29 protein-coding genes are annotated in these 25,952 nt (G+C 43.8%); 14 read left to right on the plus strand and 15 right to left on the minus strand.

Features of this window, described 5'->3' with window-relative positions; translation table 11 throughout:
* Positions 1 to 75 precede the first annotated feature (75 nt).
* Positions 76 to 1,398: an argininosuccinate lyase gene (gene argH / locus SporoP33_RS03270; protein ID WP_081242427.1), complete on the minus strand. Its 1,323-nt coding sequence runs from the start codon at positions 1,396 to 1,398 to the stop codon at positions 76 to 78.
* A gap of 309 nt (positions 1,399 to 1,707) precedes the next feature.
* Here argH and SporoP33_RS03275 point away from each other — a divergent pair, with 309 nt between their 5' ends.
* The 4 genes from SporoP33_RS03275 to SporoP33_RS03290 all read left to right on the plus strand — a co-directional run bounded on the left by SporoP33_RS03275 (position 1,708) and on the right by SporoP33_RS03290 (position 4,671).
* On the plus strand, positions 1,708 to 2,613 hold the full coding sequence (locus SporoP33_RS03275; protein ID WP_081242428.1) for a cation diffusion facilitator family transporter: 906 nt from the start codon (positions 1,708 to 1,710) through the stop codon (positions 2,611 to 2,613).
* 32 nt (positions 2,614 to 2,645) lie between these two features.
* The gene (locus tag SporoP33_RS03280; RefSeq protein WP_081242429.1) at positions 2,646 to 3,101 is read left to right on the plus strand and encodes a hypothetical protein; all 456 of its coding nucleotides are present in this window, start codon (positions 2,646 to 2,648) and stop codon (positions 3,099 to 3,101) included.
* On the plus strand, positions 3,098 to 4,033 hold the full coding sequence (locus SporoP33_RS03285; RefSeq protein ID WP_081242430.1) for a TRM11 family SAM-dependent methyltransferase: 936 nt from the start codon (positions 3,098 to 3,100) through the stop codon (positions 4,031 to 4,033). Before SporoP33_RS03280 ends, SporoP33_RS03285 begins: the two co-directional genes overlap by 4 nt.
* 434 nt (positions 4,034 to 4,467) lie before the next feature.
* Positions 4,468 to 4,671 (plus strand): hypothetical protein, encoded by a 204-nt coding sequence (locus tag SporoP33_RS03290; protein WP_081242431.1) that lies wholly within the window; start codon positions 4,468 to 4,470, stop codon positions 4,669 to 4,671.
* Between the two features lie 428 nt (positions 4,672 to 5,099).
* Here SporoP33_RS03290 and SporoP33_RS03295 read toward each other — a convergent pair whose 3' ends face one another.
* The 3 genes from SporoP33_RS03295 to SporoP33_RS03300 all read right to left on the minus strand — a co-directional run bounded on the left by SporoP33_RS03295 (position 5,100) and on the right by SporoP33_RS03300 (position 7,056).
* The gene (locus SporoP33_RS03295) at positions 5,100 to 6,467 is read right to left on the minus strand and encodes a leucyl aminopeptidase family protein (protein WP_081242432.1); all 1,368 of its coding nucleotides are present in this window, start codon (positions 6,465 to 6,467) and stop codon (positions 5,100 to 5,102) included.
* Positions 6,468 to 6,512: 45 nt separating this feature from the next.
* Positions 6,513 to 6,668: a hypothetical protein gene (locus SporoP33_RS16200; RefSeq protein WP_169535198.1), complete on the minus strand. Its 156-nt coding sequence runs from the start codon at positions 6,666 to 6,668 to the stop codon at positions 6,513 to 6,515.
* 124 nt (positions 6,669 to 6,792) lie between these two features.
* Positions 6,793 to 7,056, minus strand: a complete 264-nt coding sequence (locus tag SporoP33_RS03300) for a hypothetical protein (protein WP_143565484.1) — start codon at positions 7,054 to 7,056, stop codon at positions 6,793 to 6,795.
* Positions 7,057 to 7,117: 61 nt separating this feature from the next.
* On the opposite strand from SporoP33_RS03300, the gene SporoP33_RS03305 reads away from it, so the two are divergent.
* Positions 7,118 to 7,561: a YaiI/YqxD family protein gene (locus SporoP33_RS03305; RefSeq protein WP_081242434.1), complete on the plus strand. Its 444-nt coding sequence runs from the start codon at positions 7,118 to 7,120 to the stop codon at positions 7,559 to 7,561.
* Between the two features lie 78 nt (positions 7,562 to 7,639).
* Here the strand turns inward: SporoP33_RS03305 and SporoP33_RS03310 are convergent, their stop codons facing one another.
* Positions 7,640 to 7,939: a cupin domain-containing protein gene (locus SporoP33_RS03310; protein ID WP_081242435.1), complete on the minus strand. Its 300-nt coding sequence runs from the start codon at positions 7,937 to 7,939 to the stop codon at positions 7,640 to 7,642.
* Complete coding sequence (locus SporoP33_RS03315) at positions 7,926 to 8,954, minus strand: LLM class flavin-dependent oxidoreductase (RefSeq protein ID WP_081242436.1); 1,029 nt, start codon at positions 8,952 to 8,954, stop codon at positions 7,926 to 7,928. The genes SporoP33_RS03310 and SporoP33_RS03315 overlap by 14 nt, the downstream gene beginning before the upstream one ends.
* A 99-nt stretch (positions 8,955 to 9,053) precedes the next feature.
* Here SporoP33_RS03315 and SporoP33_RS03320 point away from each other — a divergent pair, with 99 nt between their 5' ends.
* Together SporoP33_RS03320 and SporoP33_RS03325 are read left to right on the plus strand one after the other, a co-directional pair.
* Positions 9,054 to 10,133, plus strand: a complete 1,080-nt coding sequence (locus SporoP33_RS03320; RefSeq protein ID WP_081242437.1) for a type III polyketide synthase — start codon at positions 9,054 to 9,056, stop codon at positions 10,131 to 10,133.
* A 1-nt stretch (position 10,134) separates the two neighbouring features.
* Positions 10,135 to 10,662, plus strand: coding sequence for an isoprenylcysteine carboxyl methyltransferase family protein (locus SporoP33_RS03325; protein ID WP_081242438.1), 528 nt, complete (start codon positions 10,135 to 10,137; stop codon positions 10,660 to 10,662).
* Between the two features lie 147 nt (positions 10,663 to 10,809).
* Here the strand turns inward: SporoP33_RS03325 and SporoP33_RS03330 are convergent, their stop codons facing one another.
* From SporoP33_RS03330 to SporoP33_RS03345, 4 genes are read right to left on the minus strand one after another with little or no spacing between them, the layout of a single operon-like run.
* Positions 10,810 to 11,553 (minus strand): thermonuclease family protein, encoded by a 744-nt coding sequence (locus tag SporoP33_RS03330; protein WP_081242439.1) that lies wholly within the window; start codon positions 11,551 to 11,553, stop codon positions 10,810 to 10,812.
* 13 nt (positions 11,554 to 11,566) lie between these two features.
* Positions 11,567 to 11,908 carry a fluoride efflux transporter FluC gene (locus SporoP33_RS03335; protein WP_081242440.1) on the minus strand — a complete coding sequence of 114 codons (342 nt, stop codon included), beginning with the start codon at positions 11,906 to 11,908 and terminating at the stop codon, positions 11,567 to 11,569.
* Positions 11,905 to 12,279: a fluoride efflux transporter FluC gene (locus tag SporoP33_RS03340; protein WP_081242441.1), complete on the minus strand. Its 375-nt coding sequence runs from the start codon at positions 12,277 to 12,279 to the stop codon at positions 11,905 to 11,907. The genes SporoP33_RS03335 and SporoP33_RS03340 overlap by 4 nt, the downstream gene beginning before the upstream one ends.
* A 17-nt stretch (positions 12,280 to 12,296) precedes the next feature.
* The gene (locus tag SporoP33_RS03345; protein ID WP_231293288.1) at positions 12,297 to 13,085 is read right to left on the minus strand and encodes an alpha/beta hydrolase; all 789 of its coding nucleotides are present in this window, start codon (positions 13,083 to 13,085) and stop codon (positions 12,297 to 12,299) included.
* A 116-nt stretch (positions 13,086 to 13,201) separates the two neighbouring features.
* Here SporoP33_RS03345 and SporoP33_RS03350 point away from each other — a divergent pair, with 116 nt between their 5' ends.
* The 6 genes from SporoP33_RS03350 to SporoP33_RS03375 all read left to right on the plus strand — a co-directional run bounded on the left by SporoP33_RS03350 (position 13,202) and on the right by SporoP33_RS03375 (position 20,177).
* On the plus strand, positions 13,202 to 13,720 hold the full coding sequence (locus SporoP33_RS03350; protein ID WP_081242442.1) for a gamma carbonic anhydrase: 519 nt from the start codon (positions 13,202 to 13,204) through the stop codon (positions 13,718 to 13,720).
* Between the two features lie 542 nt (positions 13,721 to 14,262).
* Positions 14,263 to 15,495 (plus strand): diaminopropionate ammonia-lyase, encoded by a 1,233-nt coding sequence (dpaL, locus tag SporoP33_RS03355; protein ID WP_231293327.1) that lies wholly within the window; start codon positions 14,263 to 14,265, stop codon positions 15,493 to 15,495.
* 18 nt (positions 15,496 to 15,513) lie between these two features.
* On the plus strand, positions 15,514 to 16,692 hold the full coding sequence (locus SporoP33_RS03360) for a YgeY family selenium metabolism-linked hydrolase (protein ID WP_081242444.1): 1,179 nt from the start codon (positions 15,514 to 15,516) through the stop codon (positions 16,690 to 16,692).
* 42 nt (positions 16,693 to 16,734) lie between these two features.
* Positions 16,735 to 17,943, plus strand: coding sequence for a M24 family metallopeptidase (locus tag SporoP33_RS03365; protein ID WP_081242445.1), 1,209 nt, complete (start codon positions 16,735 to 16,737; stop codon positions 17,941 to 17,943).
* Positions 17,944 to 18,011: 68 nt separating this feature from the next.
* A complete protein-coding gene (locus SporoP33_RS03370; RefSeq protein ID WP_081242446.1) occupies positions 18,012 to 19,493 on the plus strand; it encodes an alanine/glycine:cation symporter family protein in 1,482 nt (493 codons plus the stop codon).
* 51 nt (positions 19,494 to 19,544) lie between these two features.
* Positions 19,545 to 20,177 carry a GntR family transcriptional regulator gene (locus SporoP33_RS03375; protein WP_081244736.1) on the plus strand — a complete coding sequence of 211 codons (633 nt, stop codon included), beginning with the start codon at positions 19,545 to 19,547 and terminating at the stop codon, positions 20,175 to 20,177.
* A 136-nt stretch (positions 20,178 to 20,313) separates the two neighbouring features.
* Here SporoP33_RS03375 and SporoP33_RS03380 read toward each other — a convergent pair whose 3' ends face one another.
* The 4 genes from SporoP33_RS03380 to SporoP33_RS03395 form a co-directional block, all read right to left on the minus strand.
* A complete protein-coding gene (locus SporoP33_RS03380; RefSeq protein WP_081242447.1) occupies positions 20,314 to 21,426 on the minus strand; it encodes a Fe(3+) ABC transporter substrate-binding protein in 1,113 nt (370 codons plus the stop codon).
* Positions 21,427 to 21,604: 178 nt separating this feature from the next.
* A complete protein-coding gene (locus SporoP33_RS03385; protein WP_081242448.1) occupies positions 21,605 to 22,282 on the minus strand; it encodes an ABC transporter ATP-binding protein in 678 nt (225 codons plus the stop codon).
* 5 nt (positions 22,283 to 22,287) lie between these two features.
* Positions 22,288 to 23,934, minus strand: a complete 1,647-nt coding sequence (locus tag SporoP33_RS03390; RefSeq protein WP_081242449.1) for an ABC transporter permease — start codon at positions 23,932 to 23,934, stop codon at positions 22,288 to 22,290.
* A 281-nt stretch (positions 23,935 to 24,215) separates the two neighbouring features.
* Positions 24,216 to 25,073 (minus strand): YitT family protein, encoded by an 858-nt coding sequence (locus tag SporoP33_RS03395; protein WP_081242450.1) that lies wholly within the window; start codon positions 25,071 to 25,073, stop codon positions 24,216 to 24,218.
* Between the two features lie 330 nt (positions 25,074 to 25,403).
* On the opposite strand from SporoP33_RS03395, the gene SporoP33_RS03405 reads away from it, so the two are divergent.
* Positions 25,404 to 25,574, plus strand: coding sequence for a Fur-regulated basic protein FbpA (locus SporoP33_RS03405; RefSeq protein WP_081242452.1), 171 nt, complete (start codon positions 25,404 to 25,406; stop codon positions 25,572 to 25,574).
* Positions 25,575 to 25,617: 43 nt separating this feature from the next.
* Here SporoP33_RS03405 and SporoP33_RS16285 read toward each other — a convergent pair whose 3' ends face one another.
* Positions 25,618 to 25,941 (minus strand): MFS transporter, encoded by a 324-nt coding sequence (locus SporoP33_RS16285; protein ID WP_231293289.1) that lies wholly within the window; start codon positions 25,939 to 25,941, stop codon positions 25,618 to 25,620.
* Between the last annotated feature and the right edge of the window lie 11 nt (positions 25,942 to 25,952).

Here is a 25,952-nt window from a genome sequence, read left to right on the forward strand (position 1 = left end):
CCTGAAACTGCGGATCGGTCAAGTTGCCCGATTATGCGGGTGCGGGTTGATGAAGAGAGCTGCTTCATCTGCCTCTTACTCGCCTTTCATCAATCCTTTGTTACCCTTTGTAATAATTGTTTCATAGTCAATATAATCGTAGATATCATTTTCAATTTGCTCACTGAATTGCTGAAGCTCCCCAACTGTCAAGTCTTCAATCGCTTTGTTTTCCTGCTCGCAATAGATGATCATTTTACCGACGATTTCGTGGGCATCACGGAATGGTGTGCCTTTAGCGACCAAATAATCGGCCACTTCCGTTGCATTCAGAAATCCGCCTTTGATGGCTGCTTTCATTTGATCAGCATTCACTTGTAATGTATCTATCATTTTGGACATCACTTCCAGGCAATCCAATACCGTATCAAGCGCATCAAAGAATTGTTCTTTATCTTCCTGCATGTCCTTATTATATGTCAGCGGTAAACCTTTCAATGTCGTCAGCAGTGCAAACAGCGAGCCATATACACGTCCTGTCTTCCCGCGGATCAGTTCAGCCGCATCCGGATTTTTCTTTTGCGGCATGATGCTGCTTCCTGTGGAATATGCATCCGAGATCGTGACGAAGCGGAATTCCTGGCTGCTCCAAAGAATCAGCTCTTCACTCAGACGGCTCATGTGCATCATGATCAGTGAGAAATCAGACAGTAGTTCCAACAGATAGTCGCGGTCGCTGACGCCGTCGAGGAAATTATCAACAGGCTTATCAAAACCGAGCAAGTCCGTTGTCACCTGACGGTCAATATCATGCGTCGTACCCGCAAGTGCGCCGCAGCCCAGCGGATTTTCATTCAGTATCTCTGCGGCATTTTGCACACGCTTTTTATCGCGTTTGAACATTTCCGCGTAAGCGCCCAAATGATGTCCGAATGTCACAACTTGTGCGCGCTGCAAATGTGTATAGCCTGGCATGATGACATTATTTGCTTTGCCTTTCGCTTCAAGCGAATCGATCAGCACCTGTAATGCATCCATAACGACAGCTGTTTGATTCCTTGCATACTGTCTCATATCGACCGCTACCTGGTCGTTTCGGCTGCGCGCTGTATGTAATTTTTTGCCGGCTTCCCCCACCCGTTCGGTCAAGTGCATTTCAACGAATGAATGGATATCTTCATAGTTGCCTTCGATCGGTAATGCGCCTGATTCAATATCTGCTAAAATAGACTGTAATCCGTTAACGAGCAATTCGCCTTCTTCAGGTGATAATAGATCTGAATGAACTTGCATCGTGACATGCGCGAGACTCCCCGCGATATCCTCTTTGTACAGCCGATAATCAACGGGCAGGGAGCTGTTGAACTTCTCCATGATTTCATCTGCTTTACTGCTAAAACGTCCGCCCCAAAGTTTCATTGTTCATCAAACCTCTCCAATTGTATTTTTATGCGAATTCATGTATGAATCATATCGACGTTACACAGTTGTAACGGTTCTATTCTTTTATAATGACACAGTGACAGACATTTTTCTACTTTCAGTTATACAGCAAAAAGTTGCATAAACAGCGGAGTCATGCGATAATAGATGCACTACAAATGAATGAGTGATGGCAATGAGAAACTTTGTCCCAAACCAACAATTAAAATGTATCCAAACCTCGCCTGCACTAGGCGAGGTTTTTTTGTTGCTTAAAGGAAACACTAGCAGAGGAGAGAAACTATTATGACTACCCGTACACAGGAACATTCTTTTTCTTCGGTCCTGGCTATCTGGATCAGCCTAATTAGTAATATTGTGTTAACTGTTTTAAAACTCATCGTTGGTTTCATTTTCAAGAGCCCCGTTCTGCTCGCAGACGGTTTCCACAACGCAGGAGATGTGGTCGCTTCAGCGGCTGCGCTGACATCCATGCGGATTTCAAAACGGCCTGCTGATGAAGATCATCCGTACGGTCACGGTAAAGCGGAAGTCATCGGTTCCAGTATCGTAGCGATTATTTTAGGTTTAGCTTCCATTTATATTGCATTTGAAGCCGTACTGGCGTTATTTGAAGAACCGGCAGCTGCGAGTACAATTGCATTGCTCACGGCAGTCTTATCACTTGTGTGGAAATATGTATTGTATGTGTATACAATACGCGTCGGAAAGGCTGAAAACAGTAAAGGACTCATCGCGACGGCCTATGATCATTTAGCGGATGTTTACGCCTCGCTTGCAGCAGTTGTCGGAATCGGACTCGCGTTACTCGGTGATGCCTACGATTGGCCGCTGCTGGCTTATGGTGATCCAATAGCGGGGATCATTGTATCCATTCTTGTATTCAAGATTGCCATGGAAATTGGTAAAGAAAGCGTCGACATTTTAATGGAGAAAAGTGTTTGCGATGACCGTCTTCTCTCCTTTGAAGAGCTGATCTGCTCAATTCCTGAAGTGAAACGAATTGACCGTCTTCGCGCAAGAGAGCATGGCCACTATGTATTGGTCGATATTCGCATCGGTGTCGCCGGTGATTTGACAATTCAGGAAGGACATATCATCTCTAGCAGATTGCGCAATTTAATTATGGCTGAAAATGAAGATGTCGATGAAGTGTTAATTCACTTAAATCCGTGGTATCCCGAAAAATAATCCGTTATACTTACTATCGAGGAGTGAATGAAATGAATCCATTAACAATCAACACGATAGAAATTTGTGTGAAAGAAACAGAAGAAATCCAGCGTACCCCAGATGAGCGTTTTTTACAGCAGCCGATTTCTTATTTGAAGTCAGAGATCACTGAATTCCTTTTTATTGATTCTCCTGATTTCGACAACATTCAAGTCGATTCGCTTGTACTGGAAGTAGATGATATGTTTAAGACATATATGGCACTGTTCGGCTTACAGGGCAGAAAAAAAGAAGGCGAAGCAATCCGTTCATATATTGAAGAAAAGCTTCAGCATCAGCTGACCGGTTTTAGCATGTCATTTTCAGACAATGAAGGTTTCTGGGAAGTGAATATGCCGCTTGATCCAATCGAAGGGTTTAACGAAAGCATGCCGATTCAAGATGCCCTGCAGCTGCTTCATGACGCACTTGGCGGCCTGAATGAAATGAGAACGGAAAACCAATGACTTCTCAATTTTTGTATACGTATATCCGGCATCGCGATGAGCAAGAATTATGCCGGATGGAAATGCGGGCTTTCTTCGGGAAGGATGTCAGCGGCAATGTGCTGAAAAGCGATATTGCAGTTGACCCTTCCCGAAGCCCATTTATGCAGGCCCGGCTTGAAGTGTGGCTGGAAGCGGATAGTATAGAACAATTAGAAGAGAAATCTTCCCGTCTGGATGTGGCTCCGCTATTTAAAACCGTCTGCCTGAATGATATGGAACTCAGCGGAACATCCAGAATTGGCCATGCGAGACGGAGGGAAATCGAACGTAAAATCGGGCTTCAGATTACAGGTGAACCCGAACTGGATGACCCGGAATTGCTGATTGGAATTATGCACATCGATGAACGCTGGTATGCGGGTGAATTACTCTACAGTTCTTCCGACTGGCATGTTCATCAGCAGAAGCCGCATATGTACTCCACTGCACTTGGCACACGATTGGCAAGAACTGCAGTTAATATTGCAGTACCTCACCCGGAAGGCATACGGGTAATCGATCCATGCTGCGGAATTGGCACGGTATTAGTCGAAGCCTTGTCGATGGGAATTCCAATTGAAGGCCGGGATATTAATCCGCTTGTAGTCTACGGATCGCGCAAAAATATAGCCCACTTTGGTTTAGAAGGCAGCGTTACGATCGGACCGATTGCGGAAGTGAACGAAATGTACGATGTTGCAATTATCGACATGCCGTATAATCTGTTTACGCATATTACAGCTGAAGGGCAACTTGAAATATTAAAAGAAGCACGGCGCATCGCCAAACGCTGTTTGATTATTACTATTGAAAACATGGATGAAATGCTTGAAATCTCCGGTTTTGAAATTACGGACCGGTGCCTTGCACGCAAAGGAACATTTTCTCGCGAAGTCATCTTATGTACATAATGGAAGACGGACGGGAAACTTTTCTTCCCTCCGTCTTTTTCATTTCACTTCGATAATGCCAGCCATGTATTGGTAATTCCGAGATGCCTGCATAGGATTTTCAGCTCTTTAATCTTCTGTTATGAATACTATGGTGCCTATAGATTTCATCAAATTCACCGGTGAATAGGCCAGACAAAGCGCTAAGCTGCAAAACAATTGAAAAATACCTTTCACGCAGACACTTCCCCTTTGAAATAATTCTTTTATAAAACAATTTTATACTATATACTACAAATATCTTCCTTCTTTTCAGACATTTCAGTATAGCCTTCTATTTTACGAAATGTGTGAACTTTGTAAAACGGGGGAAATAAAAGTAACAAAGCATGTATCCTATGTATGTTTTGAATAGTTTTCTGCGGAGTTTTATTATTATCGAAGGAGTGAAGTCTATGTTTATCAGCCTCATGAAGCTTTTTAGTATTCTTTATCTATGGACGTGGTTCGTCTGGCCTTTCATATTTGTCATCTCTATAATTTACGCGATTAAAGCATTAGTAAAAGAAGAACCTGTCTTTATGAAACCGGCTATCATTGCATCTGTAGCTTTATTAATCATTCTGGCCGGAATTTCTTCTCCGTCATTATTTTCATGATCTGATCCGCAAGCACCGTCCAAGGGATCATACAGCCTCCTCGCTGACTGCTTCTTTTCACAAAACGACAGCCGCCAGGCCGCAATTTCTTGCACATCTCAATAAATATCCCCCAGCGGATTCCATTAAAAATGTCAGTAAAATTTACAAAAATGCCGCTGGGACAAAATTAAAAATAAAGTTGGTTCCCCTGCGCTCCAAAAGGCACGCTTTCCGCGGGGCGCGCTTGAGCCTCCTCGTCGCTGGCGCTCCTGCGGGGTCTCAACATTCGCGCTAAATCCCGCAGGAGTCGGCCTTTTTCCGCTCCGGTCCACTCAAATGCTTTGCAAAGTATTTATTAAAAAATAGACATAAAAAAAGCGTAAGGGAATAATATAAACTCCTTTACGCTTTTTTCATATTATGTCCCAGTCTCATTCTTTACATGGTTATTTAGACAGTGAAGCTGTAAAATCTGCGAGCAATCTGGCACCGTAGCCTGTTGCGGATTTAGTGTAGTATCCTTTTGGCTTCTGCTTATCCATGACACCCGCCATATCCACGTGCAGCCAATTCGTTTCCGGAGCAAACTTGCGCAGGAATAGAGCTGCCGTGATCGATCCTGCAACGGATAACGAACTGATATTATTAATATCCGCGTACGCACTGTCCAGCGATTCTTCGTACTCATCCACCAACGGAAGCGGCCAGATGAAGTCGCCGTTTTGGTCGCCAATTTTCTTCATTTGATAAGACAGTTCTTCATCACCGAAGACCCCGCCTATTTCCGTGCCGAGTGCGCTGACAACTGCACCTGTCAATGTCGCAATGTCCACCGTGTAGTCTGCGCCAAGTTCTCCTGCACGGATTAATCCGTCCGCTAAAATGAGCCGGCCTTCTGCATCGGTGTTACCGACTTGGACACTGATGCCGTTTTTAAATTGAATGACTTCGCCCGGCATCACTGCATCCGGCCCCGGTGTGTTTTCCACCATTGGAATAAGCACTGCGACATTCACTTTAGCGTCAGAGTGTGCAAGAAGCGATAAGGCGCCGCTAACCGCTGCCGAGCCGCCCATATCCATGCGCATATCACTGTCATCACGGCCGCCTTTTAAGCTGATGCCGCCTGAATCGTACGTTACGCCTTTTCCGACAAGAGCGACAAGCGGCTTCGATGCATCTGTCTGCAATGTCATTTCGACGAATGAAGGGTCATATTTACTGCCCCGGCACACTGTCAATACGCCGTTCATTTCACGCTCTTCGATTTCTTTTTTGGTCAGTACGTCAATTTTCACTTTCGTATCCTTGAAATGGTCTTTCAATATCTCAGGATATGTCTCCGGATTTAAGACATCAGAAAGTTCATTCATTAAATCACGAGAAAATGCCATGGCTGCTGCCCGCACTTCCCCTGATTTCACTGCGGCCGAGTCTGCTCCATTTACTTGCAGTTTCGTTACTGGATCCGCTTTCTTGGACTGATAACGATCGAAATTATATGCCCCCAAGTGCCATCCTTCCACAAACGCAGTGACTGCATCATCAACTGCTGACCACTTTTGCCCGAGCTGATCTGCACGTATGGAAGCAGACGCCACTTTTTGTGCGGCAAGACTCCGGGACATCTCCCCTGCAACATTGCGAATCGCTTCTAACGACTTCCACTCTTTATCTTTTATGACAACAAGCTGTTTTCCGTCATGAACAAATGTAGAAAATCCTCCCGTCTGATTGTCTACGAATTGTTTTACCAATTGATTTTTAGTTACTCGTCCGTCATTTGCGAATAAAATTTCTGCATGAATTTGCATGGTGTTAATTACTCCCTTCACTATTTCGGTTTCCTAAATAGTTTATCACTTTTTGCCTGACAGCGCTAAGAAGAGCGTTGCTAATGGTCCCAGAAATAACGAAAGAATAAACCAGTTTAATCCGCTTCGGTTTTTCCCTTGTGCCAATACTGCATTAATTAAAGCTAATGTGCCCCATCCGACAAAATATCCTTCGTTCATAGATGATCACTCCATAGTCTGATTGTATAATATGTATACGAATTGCGTGCAGGATTGGTTTCATTGTCTTTTTCACGCAAAAAAAAGGAACATTTGGCATGTCCCTTTTGTTTGGCGCGCTTCATCAGCTGTTGATAGATGTAGGTGCGCTGTCATCATTCGCATTTTCATAATTTTGATTGCCGACTTTCGCCCGGATTTCCTCTTCAGTCAGCGGCGGCGGTATTTCATGTTCCGCCAGCGCTGCCGTTTCAGGCGGAACTTCTACATTTTCTGTTGCAGCATTTTTGGCATTCATTTCCCGTCCGTATTGCTCGCGCTGTTCCACAGTAGTGCGTTGATCTTTTGATAAATCAGCCATTACGTCACCCCAATTTTCTGTTTTCACTTATTTTTCCCGATATTTGCTATACTAAACCTGCTGAGATAAATGAAAGGAGCGGAAGTGATTGACATCGATTTTAGTGGATGCAGACGGCTGTCCAGTGATTAATGAAACGATAGAGGTCGCCAAAGAATTTACCTTGCCATGCGTGCTGATCTGTGATACAGCACATGAAATGCATCGGGAAGGTGCGGAAACGATTATGGTTTCTAAAGGAGCGGATGCCGTGGATTTCGTTCTGGTGAACCGCATCAAAAAAGGTGACATTGTCGTTACACAGGATTATGGCCTGGCAGCAATGGCGCTGGCAAAACAGGGATTACCTATCGATCAAAACGGCCGGTGGTATACAAATGACAATATTGATCAATTACTCGCTGCGCGTCATAAAGCACAGAAGATCCGTCGTGCAGGCGGACGTTTACGCGGTCCGAAAAAACGGACAGTTGAACAGACAGAAGGTTTTATCGCAAGTTTACGAAAGCTGTGCCAATCCATTCAGCAATAAGTAACATTCTCCCTGATGGTTTTGGCTCACTGTAAAAAAATAGGCCTCCCGCAAAAATAACGGCGGCCTGTTTTTATTTTACTGTTTTACTTGAATGACCAGAATATCTGAGTCTTCGAGTGCATGTAAGCTGTGCTTTTCCAGCGGCTCCATATGCAGCACATTTCCCGGCGTTACTTCTACCGGTGCCCCTTCCACATCAAACCGCACTTTTCCTTTACGTACGATGATGAATACCTCTTTATCCGCGTCATGTTCCGCAATTTCTTCGCCTGCGCGCAGCTGAAGATTCATGATGACCGCATTTTCTACATTCGCGACTTTCAGCACATGCTTTTCCTTTTCTGCTAATCGATAGTCTGTGTCAATCAGTTTCATTATTCTTCTCTCCTTTCAAAAACTCATTCATAATCAGTTTATACGATTTTAGTTTATCTTGAAAATCATACGTTATCGAAACTAGCATAATTTCCTCCGCCTGAAATTCTTCCGCTAATTGTACCAGTTGTTTATAGGCCGATTCAGGAGTACCCACTATCATCCGCTCCCGATTGAGCTGCACGAGTTCCCGCTCCAGCTGGCTGTATGAATAAGCTGCAGCTTTTTCTGGGGAAGGCGTGCCATCAATTTTCATTCCTTGCTGCTGCATAATGAACAGCAGATCCAATGATGAAGCAACACGATCTGCTTCTTCCTCTGTCTCGGCACAAATCAGAAAGACAGCCACAGCTTGCTGAGGTGCTGCGGCAAATCGAGAAGTTTTGAAATGATTCCGGTAATACTTTGCCGCCTCTGCACCCCCTTCACTGTTAATAAACTGTGCAAACATATACGGCAGACCTTTTTGTGCAGCTAAAGCCGCCGACCGTTCACTTGTGCCGAGCACCCAGACAGGCGGGGCGCTGTCTGTCAGCGGTACAGCTTTCAGACCTTCGTATGGGTGATCTGCCGGCAAGTCGTCATGGAGATACATCAGTAAATCGTCAATTTGTTGCGGAAACTGTTCTTTATTTTGATAACGGCCATTGTTCAATGCATATGTCGCGCGCGGCATTCCGGCCGGTGCACGTCCTACACCCGCATCAATACGCCCCGGAAACAAAGCTTCGAGCACTTTAAAGTTTTCAGCCACCTTATAAGGGGAATAGTGAGGTAGCATGACACCGCCAGACCCGATGCGGATAGCTGATGTGACAGTTGCCAGATGTGCCATCAGAATTTCAGGTGATGAGCCTGCAAGCGTCACCGCGTCATGATGTTCAGACACCCAGAAGCGGAGATATCCCCATTCATCCGCTTTCTTCGCCAAAAAAGCTGTTTGCCGGAGAGCTTCCTGCGCATTGCTGCCTGATGTAACAGGAGATTGATCTAATATACTTAATTTTATCTTCAAGACAAGTCCTCCTCGTTCAGTGCATATAGTGTACTAGATGCCGCGGCATAACACACCGCTCATGCTCATCATTACTTACTCTAACGGAGGTTACTAATTATGCCTATCATTCAATCTGTCAGCACAGTCAGACCCCCCGTGGATTTGCCGCAGGAAGAAGCTGTGTCATTTGCCCGTTCTTTATTTTCGGATTCCTTTAAAGACATTGACCGTTTATTAAAAGTGTTCCAAAACGGCGAAATCGACACACGTCAAGTGTGCATGCCCCTGGAATGGTATGCACAAGCGCATGATTTTGAAACGAAAAACGATTTGTACATTCAGCATGCCGTCACACTGGGCAAACAGGCTGTCGAACAATGCCTGAGCAATACAGCAACGCTCGTACGCGCGGTAGACCCTGCCGAGATTGATGCGATTTTCTTCGTATCGAGCAGCGGACTCGCCACTCCCAGTATTGATGCTCGCCTGATTAATCAATTGCCGTTCCGCCATGACATCAAACGTGTTCCGATATGGGGGCTAGGCTGCGCGGGCGGCGCTTCCGGAATGAGCCGGGCTTTTGATTACTGCAAAGCGTACCCTGATTCCAATGTTCTTGTGCTCGCTGTAGAACTGTGCAGCTTAACGTTCCAGCGTGATGATGTGACGAAGAGTAATCTGGTCGGCATGTCGCTGTTCTCGGACGGCGTGGCCTGCGCACTGGTGTCAGGCGAGCAGTCAACAGTCAAGAGCACACGGCCGATGCCGAAAATCCGTGCCACGTCGTCCCGATTCATGCCGGACTCTGAAGATGTGATGGGCTGGGATATAAAAAGCGACGGATTGCATGTAGTGTTTTCAAAAAGTATTCCTGCTGTCATTAAAAGCTGGCTTGGTCCGTTTGTCCATCAGTTCGTGGGAGAGCATGACCTGACGATGAAAGACATTCTGCATTTTGTCGCACATCCCGGCGGCAAGAAAGTGCTGGACGCGTATCAGAAAGCACTTCAGCTGGATCAAGGACAAACCGCCGCTTCTAAAAAGATTCTGCAGCATCACGGAAACATGTCTTCACCGACCGTACTGTATGTGCTGAAAGATTTTATCGAACAGCAGCCTGCTGAAGGCGAGTACGGCTTGATGGCAGCACTCGGTCCAGGCTTCTGCGGCGAACTGCTGCTGTTGGAGTGGCAGTAAGATGGGCAAGCTGTTCCTGTTCGTCTTCATTATTGTTGTCATGCAGCGGCTCGTCGAACTCCTTATCGCCAAACGCAACGAACAATGGATGCGCAGCGAAGGGGCAATTGAAGCGGGGGCCTCACATTATAAGTGGATGGTATTAATGCATGCGGCGTTTTTCGTTTCCCTGCTGGCTGAAGTTGTTATATTCAATCGTCCATTATCACCTGTCTCTGGCATGCTGCTCGTAATCTTTTTACTGATGCAAGTGCTGCGCGTCTGGTGTCTGTCATCACTCGGCAAGTTCTGGAATACCAAAATCCTGATCTTGCCTGGAGCGAATGTACAGAAGAGAGGCCCGTACCGCTGGATCCGTCATCCTAACTATGTCATCGTTACAACCGAACTCATTGTATTGCCATTATTATTCAGCGCCTACTTCACAGCAGGACTCTTTTTTCTATTAAATATTTGGATGCTGTCCGTACGGATTCCCGCGGAGGAAAAAGCGCTGCGGGAATTAACAAATTATAATGAAGTGTTTTAATGAAAATAAAAAAGACTGAGGCTGTTCCCTATAAAGGAAACGGCTTCAGTCTTTTGCATCAGAATTTGAATAGCGTGCGCAAATCCACTCAACCGCACTATACCGGCGGATTGGGAGCCTGAAATTACTACGTATATGGTTCAGTGCTTACTCGCATGCACGACCATCCCTGTTACGGTCCAAATGGTCAGCATACGCAGGATGGCCCTTCTTCACCCCTTCAGGATATACTTTACGAAGTTCCGTACAGTTTTTGAAATCCTGTGTTTCGCCGTATACTGGAATTTTTACGGAGTCGGCAGGATATTTTTCACTGTCAAAGCCCCTGTCGGTCGTGTAATCTTCCAGTGTCCAAATGCCGATGCCTGATTTCTTGGCTTGTTGTTCGGCTTTTTCAAATGCATCCAGATGACGGGTATTTGGCGGATATACATACGCCACCCGTGCCAGGCCCTCTTTCAGCAATTGTTCCTGGACACTTTTTCCGTCTATGTAGATATACGCCAGTAACCTGCCGTACTTATCATACTTGTCGCCAATATCAAACTCAATTTCCAGCTTCCCCTTTTGCAGCAGTTCCTGATTACGTACTTTTGCCTGCTGTCCGTAAGGCTGCTTACCGAGGCGCGGATGATTTGTCTCCGGTGTATCAATCAATAAGTACCGGACATTTTCCTCTTTGCCTTCATACATAATCTTAATTGTATCGCCGTCGATTGTTTTGACCAATTCAACAGGAATTAATCCTGAGCGGCTAGGTGTTTTTTCTTCATCCTCGAACAGTTCAGGAAAGTAAACTGCGGCTATGGCAATGACCACAGCAATCAAAAATGAAGTCATCCACTTTTTTTGTTTGTTCTTTTTAGTTCCTTGTTTCGTATTTGTATTCATTTGAACCTCTTTTCTACATGCTGTAGCCAAAATAAGCTAAGCCTGTACCTGCTGCGAACGTCAGCAAAGCATAGCCCGCCGCACGCCCTTTGCTGCCTTCTGTCCAATACGTCCAGATCTCTTTCATCAATGTGGAATAGGTCGTTAACGCACCCGCTGTACCCGTCGCCCAAAACAATGTCCATTGAACGGATAGCTCCATCCCAATGATCCAGCCGATGAAAAAGCTGCCGATACTGTTTACAAGCAATGTCCCGTACGGCAAGCTGCTCCGATTCAGGCGGGCTGACACTTCAAAACGCAACAGCGCTCCAATAAACCCGCCGCATCCCACCGCCAAAATATGCCAGATCATGACCCTATTCTCCTTGCAGACAGAAAGCCAAGAGCTGCCATGGCCAGTCCTCCGAGCAGACTGACAGCTACATAGATCCCCGCCATCCACAGCAATCCGTCATCAACCAACCCGACCGTTTCAAAACTGACTGCGGAAAACGTAGTGAATGCGCCAAGAAAGCCCGTTGTTACAACAGTAACAGCCACTGAACTCAACCGGCCGCGCAGGCGGGCTGCTTCTGTCAGATAGCACAGCATAAATGTTCCCAGCATATTCACCGTGAATGTTGCGGCAGGAAAAGAGCCGCTGACCGGCAGCAGCTGTCCTGACAAAAGACGGGTTACAGCCCCGAATGCTCCGGCTACACCTATGTACAGACGTTCTCTCATATCACTGCGACCTCACTTCATTCAATAATATATCCGAGCGAATGAAGGACATTATTGATAAACGATTGCGTATACAAATAGATCCCTTCTTGTTCAGGCGCCTGAATAATATCATGCTGCACGTCTTTCCACCGCTTCAGCTGAAGTTCGGATAAATTTTGGGCAAATGCCCACTTACGCGTATGTTCAATATTTGTGATTTCATCTGCTTCGCCTGTATGCAACAACAGCGGTACGTCCTGGATAATTAAATCAGGCTGCATGACAGATTTCATAAGTGTTTGCAGCTCCCTATACCAGCCGCCAGTTACAATCGGCACATACATTGGATCTTCCGCATACTCCTTTAGAAATTCTTCATTTCGTGATAATAATTCAGGTGTGATTTCATGGTCTAATGTCATCGTCTGAGACCACTTCGTAAACATCTTCGCACGGATTGGCGGATGGTGTTCCAAATGCAGCCATGGTGATGTACAAATGACACCAGCACATTCGATGCGTTCCATCTGCAGTAAACGAAGAATGAATGTTGCACCCAGACCATGCCCAAATAAAAATACCGGCAAATTATCATCCAAACCGGTGCGGATCATTTTCTTGATAAATCTCCGGTAATCCCTAAATGCTTCAGCATGAACCTCTACCCCTTCTTTGCCATGCCCCGGAAGATCCCCTGATACGACATGAAACCCGTCATTACGAAACTTTTGAATGAGCCACGCATATCTTCTATGATGTTCATAGGCATTATGTACAATGACGATAACACCTTTTGCCTTACCTTCTGCTTCCCACTTCCACACAGATATCACTCCTTATCTGACTAGCTTATTCTATCTGTTTCATTCTTATGTTTCCGAAACCGCTAATGTTTGTTAGGATAAATTATACATGAAATTTTAGAAAAGAGGAGATTTGATTGATTTATCCATACGAAGGTAAATTACCAGAAATTGACCCATCCGTCTACATTGCAGATTACGTAACCATTTCAGGTGACGTAACGATTGGCCCCGAATCATCCATTTGGTTTAACACGGTCATCCGCGGAGATGTGTCACCAACGATTATCGGAAGAAAAGTAAATATACAGGATTTCTGCTGCCTTCACCAAAGCCCGCGTTTCCCATTAATCCTAGAGGATAATGTGACGATCGGCCACAAAGTCATGCTCCATAGCTGTACAATTAAAACCGGCGCATTGGTCGGGATGGGGGCCACTGTTCTCGATGGCGCGGAGGTCGGAGAAGGTGCATTTATCGGAGCTGGCAGTCTGGTAACGCCAGGGAAAAAGATTCCGCCAAACACATTGGCTATAGGTTCGCCCGCCCGTGTCGTACGCGAATTGACGGATGAAGACCGTGCGGATATGACTAGGATTGTGAATGAGTACGCACGAAAAGGACAGCTGTATAAAGCGCTGCAGGAAGAAAAATAATCGAAGTGTCCGTATTCAGCGGGTGCTTCTTTTTGTAATGACTGGACTTTTGCAAACCTCTGTAGGCGGCGCAGCGTTTATAAACTTCTTCAATGTACATGAGCTTCACATACTCCTTTGCCCGTCTATGAATACTATGCGCTGCAAGTCTTCTTAATCAGATACATTCCCCACCAACATATCTAAAATCCGCTAGCTGTTCATACAAGCTCTCAGGAGTGTGACTTTACCTTATCACTAGCAAAGTCTTCATTCCTTAGGAGGATCCCATCCTGCGTTATAATGCAGGAAACCAACATACACCCCAACCTTCTCCCATCTATATCACTCATTGACGAAGTAATGTATTTACAAATAGGACTAAAATAAAAGTTAAAATGTTCCTTGACGGCAATTTTAATTACTTACACCCAATTTACATGTTCGAAATATCTAAAGGTATGAAATATATACAACTATTTGTTTTTTCTAAATATACTCATTGACATCAATAGTAAATGTGATATATTACATTTGAGATATTAAATATGAAAGATACAGGAGTGATTTTATTGTCAATTAATAAAAATAAGTTTCAATGGGCAAAAAACATAAAGTTCAACACTGAAATGAATGAAGAGGAGTTGGCCTTCTTTACGGCAGATGAAATTGAAAACGTTCTCAACTTTCAGAAAACACATCGATTATATACGAATACTCCAATGAGAAATTTATCTGCTTTAGCAAAACATTTGGATATTGAATCCATTCATGTAAAAGACGAATCTTATCGTTTTGGCTTGAACGCTTTTAAAGTGATGGGAGGTATTTACGCGATTGCTAAGTATTTAGCAGACAAGTTAGACCGCGATGTGAACGACTTATCATTTGAAGAATTGCAATCACAAGAAGTGCGGAAACAGATTGGCGACATTACATTTATTTCAGCTACAGACGGGAATCATGGACGCGGAATTGCTTGGGCCGCTCGAGAACTTGGACAGAAATCGGTTATTTACATGCCAAAAGGGTCTTTACCTGTTCGTCTCGATGCTCTAAAACATGAAGGTGCCTACGCCAAAATCACCGATGTGAATTACGATGAAACGGTTCGCATTTGCGCAGATTTAGCAGAGAAGAATAACTGGGTAATGGTGCAAGACACAGCGTGGGAAGGTTATGATGAAATACCACTTTGGATCATGCAAGGTTATTCCGCTTTAGCTCATGAAATGATTGAAACCTTTGAAGAACAACAAATGGCTCCACCTACACACTTGTTCCTTCAAGCAGGAGTAGGTTCATTCGCAGCTGGAATAGCCGCTTACTTTAAAGTGCGTTATAAAGAAAATGCCCCTACAGTAATTATTGTTGAACCTCATCAGGCAAATTGCTATTACCGTTCATTTGAAAGCGGGACTGGCGATATGGAGATTGTGACTGGAGATATGAATACAATCATGGCTGGACTAGCTTGCGGGGAACCTAATACACGTGCTTACAGAATTTTGGGGCAATATGCGAAAGCAGCCTTTTCTTGTGATGACAGCATTGCTGCTCTAGGTATGAGAGTACTTGGAAACCCGTTAGAAAATGACCATCGCGTAATATCAGGTGAATCAGGTGCAGCACCACTTGGCCTTGTTTACTATTTGAAAATATTAGCTGATCCAGAAGTTGCAAAAGCCATAGGACTTGATCAGACATCAAGAGTAGCCGTAATCAGCACAGAAGGCGACACAGATCCAGAACATTATCAAAACATCGTGTGGCGCGGGCTATACCCTACCGAGTAATAGGAGGCATAAAAACAAATGATAGTATATGACGAATTAATTCAGCTGACACAACAAGCTGTTCAAATACAAAGTTACTCGGGTGAAGAGCACGCAGTTGCGGAGCTTCTTTACAATAAAATGCAAGACATGGGCTATGACGAGTGTTGGATAGATGCATATGGAAACGTCATCGGCAAAATCAACGGTTCAGGAGAGGGTCAGTCTGTCTTGTTTGATGGACACATGGATACAGTTCCTATCAATAGCCCTGAGAAATGGACATATGATCCTTTTGGTGCTGAAATAGCCGATGGCAAAATGTATGGACGTGGGACGAGTGATATGAAAGGTGCGATCTGTGCTGCTGTTATTGCTGGCGGCACAATCGCCCGGCAAATTAAGCAAAATGGTATCCGCCCTAAAGGTGATATTTATGTCTCTTGTTCCGTTTATGAAGAAATTTTTGAAGGTGGAGCGCTTGGTAAAGTAATTGACCAGGTACATCCTGACATTGTAATTATTATGGAACCATCCGCACTTCAGTTAAGTATAGGACAACTTGGCAGAGCCGAAATCATTATATCTTCACATGGAAAATCGGCTCATTCATCACAACCCGAAAGTGGTGTTAATGCAATTTACGAGCTATTGCCTATGCTCGAAGCATTGCAGTCCTCCACTGCACCTTTCCATGAAAAACTCGGCAAAGGTATTACAGTAGTGACTGATATCAAATCATCACCCTATCCAGGCGTGTCAATCGTGCCAGATCTTTGTACGATTACTATAGATCGAAGATTACTTGTTGGCGAGACAGAAGAAGACGTACTAGCATCCTACCAACAACTTATTTCTTTAAATGAAAACTATTCATTTGAAGTAGCAGAAGTAAACTTACCATGTTTTACTGGTGAGATCTTAAGCGGGAAGCGTTTCTTCCCAGGGTGGCTTCTGGATAGCAGCCACCCTGCTGTTCCACAGGCTTTAAGAGCTTTAGAATCTGTTGGGCAATCGCCTTCTCTTACGACTTATAAATTTTGTACGAATGGAAGTTACAGCGCTGGTGTCGCGAAAATACCTACACTCGGTTACGGACCTTCCAATGCGAGCTTAGTGCATATCGTCGATGAATATATCGAAATCGAACAATTAACCGAAGCGGCGGAAGGTTTTGTCTCTTTAGCTAACTACCTAACTAATTTACCTAAAGCATGAGCACGACTCATGCTTTACCCCATTTGAAGGAGCGATCTTAATATGTTTGCAAACAATATACCAGTTGAAGATTTCGCAAATCGTATAGCTTATTGCCAGCAAGAAGCTGCAGCAAGAGGGTTATCTGGTCTAATGGTATGGTCACGCGGCGGGGGAGCATTCGACCGCTATGCTGATGTCGATTATCTTGCCAACTACTATCAGCAAAGATGCTATTTACCTGATAATCCGCCATTTTGGAGCGGACGGTCTCATTGTGTACTACTCATACCTCCTACATCTGCTCCTGTCCTGCTCGTATCTTCACCTGAATATCAGGAACATTTAATTACTGTGAAAGATGTACGCTTCAGTCCTGATTTGCCAAGGCTATGTTTTGAAACTTTAAAGGAGCTCGGTATGGCTGACGGTAATATCGGCTTAATTGGCGGCGATGTGCTTCCCTATTCATTGAGTACACGATTAAATGAATACTTGCCTGAGCTAACACTTACGCCAATGGATTTTCTTCTATCTACTATTAGAAGTGTAAAAACAGAGCGCGAACAAGAGAGTATACGGGAAGCAGCACGTATAGGAAGCAAGGCAATGGATATTTTGATGCGTAATGTAAGCGCTGACAAGACTGAAAGCGAAGTCATTGCACCAGCAATCGAATATATAATTTCACAAGGTGCTGTACTCTATTTCGTGGTAACAAATTCAGGTTCAAAGGCGTATTTCGCACATAGTTCCGATTTCCCTGGCTATGATCATGTAAATAAATTGGAAAATGGTGATTTATTTAAAGTGGATCTAATAATCGCATACGAGGGATATCTAAGCGACTTCGGCAGAACGACTGTCGTTGGCGGAGAAGCTACAGCTATTCAACGAGACATGTTGAATCTAGTAACAGCAGCATGTGAACATGTAATCAAACAAATCGAACCGGGAAGACTGGTTAAAAACCTTTGTCAGTCAGGAGATCAATTTTTACTAGACCACGGTGTAGGCTTTTCTTCGGTTCAAACTGACCCAAATGTGACGTATGCCGCTTACCCGCCACACTGGGGACACGGTTTAGGCATGACGTGGGAGCAGCCCTATTTTACTTCAGAAGAAGAAGTAATTATTCAGGCTGGTATGTGTATAGCAATTGAGAAAGCATTATACAGACAGGATGTAGGTACAGTGTTTTTCGAACAGAACTTGCTGGTAACAGAAACCGGTATTGAATTGCTTACAACCACTGGGAAAATATGGATATGACGCTTTCAAATGTTATGATCCACTATTAATGAACTTTAATTAAACTGTTTTTTCGAGAGGATGATATCATGCAAAATATAGTGGATTGGTTAAATGGTTATGTATGGAGTCCCGTGTTGGTTATTATTTTACTTTGCGCTGGCATTTTCTTTACGATAGCAACTCGTTTTGTACAGATTAGACATCTATTTGAAATGTTCCGCTTAATATTCCAAAGTAAAAGTTCCGATGCAGGTATTTCTTCGTTCCAGTCGCTTGCTCTTTCATTAGGGGATAAAATTGGCGTAGGAAATATTGCAGGTGTAGCAACTGCTATTGCCTATGGCGGTCCAGGCGCGGTTTTCTGGATGTGGATCATGGGCTTTCTCGGCGTTGCTATTTCCTTTATAGAAACAACACTTGCCCAAGTGTACAAAAGTAAGCAAGATGGACAATTTCGTGGCGGTACTCCATACTATATAGAAAAAGCTTTGAATTTAAAATGGCTAGCTATAATTTTCGCAATTTTCACTATGATTACAGGTGCATTCCTTCTGCCTAATATTCAAGTGAATACGATCTCGGCTTCTATGAATGAAGCATTCAATATTTCCCCTTCGGTTACAGGAATTGTACTTGCAGTTCTTTTGGGCTGTATAATTATTGGCGGGGTAAAACGTATTGCAAGAGTAGCAGAATTAGTTGTACCAGTAATGGCAATGGTTTATATCGTCTTAGCCATTACAATGGTCATTCTAAATATTACTGAATTCCCAAATGTGTTATCATTGATTCTATCAAGTGCATTTGGAGCTAATGCAAGCTTTGGCGGAATTATCGGTTCCGCGATCGCATGGGGTGTAAAGCGGGGAGCATTCTCCAACGGAGCTGGTTTTGGCAGTGAAACGTATGCACCTGCTGCTGCCGAAGTGTCCCACCCAGCTAAACAAGGCCTTGTACAAGCTTTATCTACTTATATCGATACAGTAGTTGTCTGTTCGATGACGGCTTTCATGATTCTAGTAACTGGGATGTATAATGTTACACCGGAAAATGGAGCGGCCATTGTAAATAATATAGGCGACGTGGAACCTGGGGCTGTTTATACACAACGTGCTATTGATACACTTGTGCCAGGCTACGGTGTTTCTTTCCTGGCGATAGCAATATTATTCTTCGCATTTACGAGTATTATGTTCTATTCTTACATGGCAGAGACTGGCTTGGCATATGTGAAGAGAGGCCTAAATATTAAATGGATATGGCCTGAGTATGCATTAAAGCTCGGTTTCCTTATATCCGTTTATATCGGCAGTGTGAAATCCGCATCGTTTGCCTGGGCTTTAGGTGATTTAGGATACGGGTCTATGGCTTGGATTAATATAATAGTCGTTCTTTTCCTGACTAAACCTGTGCTGAAGGTGTTAAAAGACTATGAATCCCAAAAGAAGCAAGGTTTGGACCCTGTATTTGATCCTGTAAAAGTCGGCATCAAGAACGCTGATTTCTGGGAATTTGAATATGAAAGACCATCTGTAGATCTTCAGAATAAAAATGATCAAAAGAAATGAGGGGATAATCCCGTGGAATCGAAACCTACGTTACGGATTAAACGTACTTTCATGCGGGATCAGGCATTTAATATCTTACAGGAGTTGATCATATCCGGTAAGTTAGAGCCTGAAACTAAATTAAAAGACCAAGAGCTTTCTGAAATGCTCGGGATTAGCAGGACACCCATTCGCGAAGCTCTTCTGCGTTTGGAAAACATGGGGCTTGTTATAACAAAAGCAAATAGTTCCACTACTGTTGCTCCCATTGATCTGAAGGAAGCATCTAATATTTACTCTATTGTAGAAACGTTGGAGTCTTTAGCGATTGAGCAAGGGTTTCCTAATGTAAGAGATAAGGATATTAAGGAGTTAGAGCTGCTAAATGCCAGATTCCAATCCAAACTTGAAGAAAATGATAGTGCCTCAGCTTTCCAACTGGACAATGATTTTCATAAATATTTAGTCCTTCTATCGAAGAATACTGAACTTGCCAGCATCCTTGATAACTTGAAAGTAAAAGTTCAACGAATGGAGATATACTATTTCGGCCAAAACAATCACTCTCATGAGTCAGTCAAAGAACATAAACAAATCATTGGATCGTTGAGAAAAAGAGATAAGGAATCTTTGCTGAAAGCAGTCAAAATCAATTGGCAAAAAAGTCTGCAACGAATCCAACAAAAAATAGGCACAATTGAATAATTTTACTGACGGGTGTTTGGATAATTAACTGTCCAAACACCCGTTTCAGCCCGTTTAATTTTCTATGAATTTTTTCGCAGCAAATTTACATTACAGGCAACAAAAAAACAGCCCGAAAGCTGCTTTTTTGTCTGTTTTATTTCCAGCCTACTTCATTCATCAATTCTACAGCTTTCGGATTATACTTTCCGTAGTCTGCAAATTCCACTTTTTGCGGTGTGAATGTTCCCCACTCAGCCATTACTTCCGGCAGCTTCGCTTCTTCGTTTACCGGGAATTCGAAGTTTTCTTTGGAAACTTCTTCTTGCGCTTCTACAGATGTTAAGTATTCAATCAATTTCACAGCATTTTCTTTATTTTTACTGTGCTTGACCAACCCTGCACCACTGATATTAATATGTGTTCCTGTAGTTTCCTGATTCGGGAAGAATACACCGATCTGATCAAACACTTTTACATCTTCCGCTTCGTCTGAAACGGACATGCGTCCAACATAGTAACTGTTCATGATGGCCACATCACCGACACCTGCAACGATTGCACGTGCCTGGTCGCGGTCTCCGCCTTCAGGTTCGCGCGCCAAGTTATTTACAATGCCCTGTGCCCACTCTTTTGCTTTGTCTTCCCCGTCAATGGCGATAAGCGATGCCAGTAACGATTGGTTATATAAGCTGTCAGATGAACGAACAAGCAATTTATCTTTCCACTTGTCTGTCGCCAAGTCTTCGTAAGTTGATAATTCTTCAGGCTTCACACGATCTTTTGAATAGACAATGACACGTGCACGTGTTGACAAGCCGATCCATTGGTTATCCGGATCGCGAAGTTCAGCCGGAACATTTTCTTCAATCACTTCTGATTCAACCGCCTGCAAAAGATCTTCTTCTTTTGCTGAGTGCAAGATTCCGCCATCGACTGTAACGAATAAGTCAGCCGGTGTATTTTTACCTTCACGCTTTAGGCGCTCTATCAATTCCGGTGCTTTGGCTTCGATCACATTTACTTTAATTCCTGTCTTCTCTGTGAAGTCTTCATATAAAATGGCATCCACGTCATAGTGGCGTGCTGTATAAATGTTTACTTCTCCGCCGGTCTTTTCATCTTTGTTTGCGTCTGTTGCATCCCCGGCAGGTGCTTCTTCCTTTGCAGGCTCATCCGTTTGTTTCCCTTTGTCGGAACTCGAACTGCAGGCGCCTAACACTGCTGCCGCCAGCAATAAAGCAAATGCCCATAATAAATTCTTCTTCATCAGTTTCTCTCCCTTGTCTCTCATTCCAGCCAATGCCAGACTGCGATAATGAGAATCATTTTCATTACTACAGAGATTGTAATACACTTCCTAGTGTAAGTCTAGTGATTATTTGTACTTTTCTTCTGTTACCAAAAAATGAGTGCCGGAAAGATATCCGGCACTCACATTTATTGAATTATACTGTCAGCGGCTCTTTATCTGAACCTACATAGGTTGCGCAGTCAATATAAATTGTCCGGTCACAAATCGCATCGACATCCGCCTGATCATGGGAAACAAATAAACAGGTAATATTCGCTTTCTGTAAGATGTCCCGTACCTCCATGCGAATTAATGATTTCAGATTCGTATCCAGATTACTGAACGGCTCATCCATCAGCAGAATCGACGGAGAAGGCGCCAATGCTCTTGCCAGTGCAACACGCTGCTGCTGTCCCCCGCTCAGTTCATGAGGATAGCGTTTTGCGAAGTCCTGCAGCTGAACCAGCTCCAGCATCTCATCCAAACGTTGTTTACGTTCCGGCCGCTTCATCTTATGTAAACCGAAGCAAATATTTTCACTGACTGTCAGATGAGGAAACAGCGCATAGTTCTGAAACACCATACCGACGCCCCGCTTCTCGGCTTCTATATACGTTTTTTCTCCTACAATAAGCCTTCCATCCAGTTCAATACTGCCTGCCGTCGGATCCTCCAGCCCAGCCAGCAAACGCAGAAGTGTGCTTTTTCCGCTGCCGCTTGCTCCTATGATTCCGACAATCTCCCCTTTTTCAATCGTAAATGAAAAGCGGTCAATGACTGGCGGCTGTTTCTTTGAATATTGAAATGATAAGTTTTGAATTTCTACAAACATGTCTCTCACTTCTCCTCAAATCGCAAAATAATAATCACTGACAGGATGCTTAAACAAATTAATACTAAGGAAGATGGTGCAGCTTCATAAATGCGTTCATCAATGGCATATTGATATGTTCTTGTAGCAAGTGTGTCAAAGTTAAACGGACGCAACAGTAAAGTCAGCGGCAGTTCTTTCATGATCTCAAGGAAAGCCAGTGCAAATCCGATGAGAATTGAACCGCGCAATAGCGGAAACTCCACTTTCCAAAACGTATACGTCAACCCGCGGCCGAGCAAAAAGGAAGCTTCCCGGTAGGATGGCGGAATTTTCGTATAGCCGGACTCAATGGCATTGAATCCCTGCGCCATAAAACGAATGACGTACCCTGTGATCAGCATGCCGATTGACATGCTGAGCACGAGCGTTCCGGGCTCTGCTCCCAGCAGCTTAGGATAAATAAATGCCAGTTTTTCATCCAGTGTAATAAACAAGGCCAGTACGCCAATCGCAACAACCGCTCCCGGTACGGCATAACCTGAAGTCATGATACGCGCCAGGAAATTCGATGATACTGATGGATACAAATTAATCGTACGTGCAGCTAATATCGCAAAGAAGCTGATGATCAATGCTGCGATTAGTGCGGCAGTGAGGCTATTGGTCATCAAACTTAAGAAATCTGCACGCCAAACTTTTTCATACGTTTTGACTGACCAATAAATCAGCTGAACGAACGGCAGTAAAAAGGCGATAAGGAAAATGCCGGCACATGAAATAAATGCAGCCAAGGCCGTCCAGCCGCGCAGCTTTTTCCGTGCGAGCGGACGGCTTTGCGTGACGTTCGTGTCATACTTCCGTCCTTTTCGCAAAAAGCGTTCCAGCATAAATATCCCTAATATAATAATAAGCAGCCAGGCAGCTAAACGCATCGCGGCATGAATATCATACATACCGAACCATGTTTGGAAAATGGCCGTCGAAATGGTCCGTACTCCGAAGAAACTTGCCACCCCATAGTCGCTCAGCACTTCGAAAATAATGAGCATCGAACCCGCTATAATGGCAGGCCGCGCGATTGGCAATGCCAGTCGGAAAAACATCTGAAATCCATTCAGCCCCAGCGTTTTCGCACTTTCGATATACGTGGCGCTCTGCTTCTCAAAATAGTTAAGCGCAATCATATACACATACGGATATAAAAATAACGTCAGTACAAAGATAGCCCCGCGAAGCGACATAATTTCAATCGTCCCCGGTGTAAAATGATAATCAAAGTGATTACGGAAGAAGGACTGAATAATCCCGGTATAGCTTGTCATTGTACTGTACGTATAGGCTGCAATGTACGGCGGTATCGCCAAAGGTATAATGAGCAGCCATTTAAATTGTTTTCGAAACGGAAATTCATATACCGAAACGATCCAGGCAAGCAGTAATCCAATCGCGGTGGAAAGAAATCCGACCGAACCCACCAATAGGATCGATCCTTTAATATAATCAGCCAGTAAAAATTCCTTTATATGCTGCCAGTTTTCACTCGTCGGCTGAAAAAAGCTCAGAATGACATAAGCAACCGGCATAATAATAACGAGCGCACCGAGCATGGTAATAATAAACCAACTGTTCGTGCGGCGTCTAATCTCTCTCAACCATACAGATGTTTTCATATACTACAACCAACTTTACTACGCACGATGGCGGTTATGATGACAAGCAGTTCATTATCTTTATTATAATGAAAGTCATTCTCAAGTATATACAAAATCTGCTCACTTTCCAACGTTTTCACAAGAATTCAACAAATCGTGCGCATTTATGAAATTTATACGTCAAAACTCTTGCCTTTGAAAAGCGCAGTGTTCAAGCGGCGGCAAATAAAAAACTAAAGACAAACTCCCTATTTTTCAGAGTTCGTCTTTAGTTTCAGCTAAAAGTATATATCGGGGCCTTACGCCAGTTTTTCGCCTTCTTTTCGGAAGAAGCCGAAAATCCCCACTGTTTGTACGATATTTGTGAAAGCTTCAGGATCTGTTTCATTGATGATGCGTTCCATATCGTACAGTTCATATCGTGTAATGACGACATACAACATATTTTTGTCCTCTTTCGAATAAGCGCCTTTTGCGGGGATAATCGTGATTCCGCGTACCATTTGGCGGTGGATCGCCTGCTGAAGATCATCCGCTTTTCTTGTAATAATCATCGCAGTCACTTTTTCATGGCGCGTATGAATCATATCAATGACGGATGTGGTAACGTACAGTGCAATCATTGTATACAATGCATTTTCCGGTTCATACAGAATACCGGCGAATACAATCAGGATACCATTTAAAATCAGAAAATATACGCCTATCGGTTTATCCTGCATGCGAGAAAGAATCATCGCGACGATGTCCATTCCCCCTGTGGACGCTCCTAACTTTAAGGAAATCCCTACGCCGACACCGGCCAGGACTCCGCCGAATACCGCATTCAGCATAATATCATCCGATACCGATCGGAGCGGCAGAAGTTCAAGAAAAATGGTAGCAAACGCCACTGACAGCATACTGTAAATCGTAAACCCTTTTCCGACTTTAAACCACCCGAGAATAAACACAGGAATATTAAACAACAGCAGCAGGATCCCTGTACTGACTGTAATATTCAACTGATCTGTCAGGACACTGGAAACTAATTGGGCTGCGCCGGCAAACCCGCTCGCATAGACATTGGCGTTAATAAGAAAGAAATTTAGTGATAAAGCCATTAAAAATGATCCCAATAATACAACTGCGACACGCTTCGCCTCGATAAAAAACATAGCAACCTCCTATGATGAAAAACTAATTTATGCACGAACTAGATTATATCTATTCTTTCCGCATAATGGTACCCCTTAGTCTTAAAACCTGTAAAAAAGAAATGTTACATCTACAGCTGTTCTTTTGCCTGCCGGCGATGTCGGCAAACGTTCCATTTACTTAGATGCGTTTGCATTTGAATCGATAATAAAGCACAAACTCCTAGCAGACTATCAAAATAAAGCGACTGCGTTTTCAGAAGGGTCCGAAAGTTCCAACTATGTTTTATACGGTTTAATCGGAAGTAAAATCGGCTATATTTAGAGGGGGAATCAAGGAGGATATGCACGATGAAAACAAACAAAAAGGTGAAGTCAGGTATGTCGAAACGAGACGAAATAATTGAAAAGCTCGTTTCAAATGGGGTATTTAAAATTGATGGGAAACAACTGTATGAGCTGCCGATTCAATCATTAATGCAGGAATACGAAGCATTCAGCCAAACAGATGTTCAAATGTAATGAAAAAGAGACGGGCCATTTATTGGCAGCGTCTCTTTTATATTTATGCTTCTTTTACTGAAACTTTAGACGTCCTGAGGACCTTATACAAGACCATCAGGACAACTGCTGCGACAAGTGCTGCGCCTATCACAAAATACTGGAACCGGATCTCAGGGAAGCCTGCTAATCTCGCAATTCCATCCAATAGTAACGGAGAGCTGAACTGTCCGACGAAAATCATGCTGGACACCATCGCTATCACGCGGTCACTGTGCAGTGGATCAACCAGTTCAAGTGCTTTCACGTTAATAATCGGGAATAAAATTCCTTGTCCGAAGCCTACAAGGCATGTACAGGCCAGAATAACCGGAACTGAATGGCTCAATGCCAATCCTG

The organism is Sporosarcina sp. P33 (assembly GCF_002077155.1).
In the GTDB taxonomy this organism is placed as follows: domain Bacteria; phylum Bacillota; class Bacilli; order Bacillales_A; family Planococcaceae; genus Sporosarcina.

What these genes read in the sequence shown, in the direction of transcription:
- argH (WP_081242427.1), bottom strand. Translation starts at nt 1,398, where the DNA reads ATGAAACTTTGGGGCGGACGTTTTAGCAGTAAAGCAGATGAAATCATG.
- SporoP33_RS03275 (WP_081242428.1), top strand. Translation starts at nt 1,708, where the DNA reads ATGACTACCCGTACACAGGAACATTCTTTTTCTTCGGTCCTGGCTATC.
- SporoP33_RS03280 (WP_081242429.1), top strand. Translation starts at nt 2,646, where the DNA reads ATGAATCCATTAACAATCAACACGATAGAAATTTGTGTGAAAGAAACA.
- SporoP33_RS03285 (WP_081242430.1), top strand. Translation starts at nt 3,098, where the DNA reads ATGACTTCTCAATTTTTGTATACGTATATCCGGCATCGCGATGAGCAA.
- SporoP33_RS03290 (WP_081242431.1), top strand. Translation starts at nt 4,468, where the DNA reads ATGTTTATCAGCCTCATGAAGCTTTTTAGTATTCTTTATCTATGGACG.
- SporoP33_RS03295 (WP_081242432.1), bottom strand. Translation starts at nt 6,467, where the DNA reads ATGCAAATTCATGCAGAAATTTTATTCGCAAATGACGGACGAGTAACT.
- SporoP33_RS16200 (WP_169535198.1), bottom strand. Translation starts at nt 6,668, where the DNA reads ATGAACGAAGGATATTTTGTCGGATGGGGCACATTAGCTTTAATTAAT.
- SporoP33_RS03310 (WP_081242435.1), bottom strand. Translation starts at nt 7,939, where the DNA reads ATGAAACTGATTGACACAGACTATCGATTAGCAGAAAAGGAAAAGCAT.
- SporoP33_RS03320 (WP_081242437.1), top strand. Translation starts at nt 9,054, where the DNA reads ATGCCTATCATTCAATCTGTCAGCACAGTCAGACCCCCCGTGGATTTG.
- SporoP33_RS03325 (WP_081242438.1), top strand. Translation starts at nt 10,135, where the DNA reads ATGGGCAAGCTGTTCCTGTTCGTCTTCATTATTGTTGTCATGCAGCGG.
- SporoP33_RS03330 (WP_081242439.1), bottom strand. Translation starts at nt 11,553, where the DNA reads ATGAATACAAATACGAAACAAGGAACTAAAAAGAACAAACAAAAAAAG.
- SporoP33_RS03335 (WP_081242440.1), bottom strand. Translation starts at nt 11,908, where the DNA reads ATGATCTGGCATATTTTGGCGGTGGGATGCGGCGGGTTTATTGGAGCG.
- SporoP33_RS03340 (WP_081242441.1), bottom strand. Translation starts at nt 12,279, where the DNA reads ATGAGAGAACGTCTGTACATAGGTGTAGCCGGAGCATTCGGGGCTGTA.
- SporoP33_RS03360 (WP_081242444.1), top strand. Translation starts at nt 15,514, where the DNA reads ATGATAGTATATGACGAATTAATTCAGCTGACACAACAAGCTGTTCAA.
- SporoP33_RS03365 (WP_081242445.1), top strand. Translation starts at nt 16,735, where the DNA reads ATGTTTGCAAACAATATACCAGTTGAAGATTTCGCAAATCGTATAGCT.
- SporoP33_RS03370 (WP_081242446.1), top strand. Translation starts at nt 18,012, where the DNA reads ATGCAAAATATAGTGGATTGGTTAAATGGTTATGTATGGAGTCCCGTG.
- SporoP33_RS03375 (WP_081244736.1), top strand. Translation starts at nt 19,545, where the DNA reads ATGCGGGATCAGGCATTTAATATCTTACAGGAGTTGATCATATCCGGT.
- SporoP33_RS03380 (WP_081242447.1), bottom strand. Translation starts at nt 21,426, where the DNA reads ATGAAGAAGAATTTATTATGGGCATTTGCTTTATTGCTGGCGGCAGCA.
- SporoP33_RS03385 (WP_081242448.1), bottom strand. Translation starts at nt 22,282, where the DNA reads ATGTTTGTAGAAATTCAAAACTTATCATTTCAATATTCAAAGAAACAG.
- SporoP33_RS03390 (WP_081242449.1), bottom strand. Translation starts at nt 23,934, where the DNA reads ATGAAAACATCTGTATGGTTGAGAGAGATTAGACGCCGCACGAACAGT.
- SporoP33_RS03395 (WP_081242450.1), bottom strand. Translation starts at nt 25,073, where the DNA reads ATGTTTTTTATCGAGGCGAAGCGTGTCGCAGTTGTATTATTGGGATCA.
- SporoP33_RS03405 (WP_081242452.1), top strand. Translation starts at nt 25,404, where the DNA reads ATGAAAACAAACAAAAAGGTGAAGTCAGGTATGTCGAAACGAGACGAA.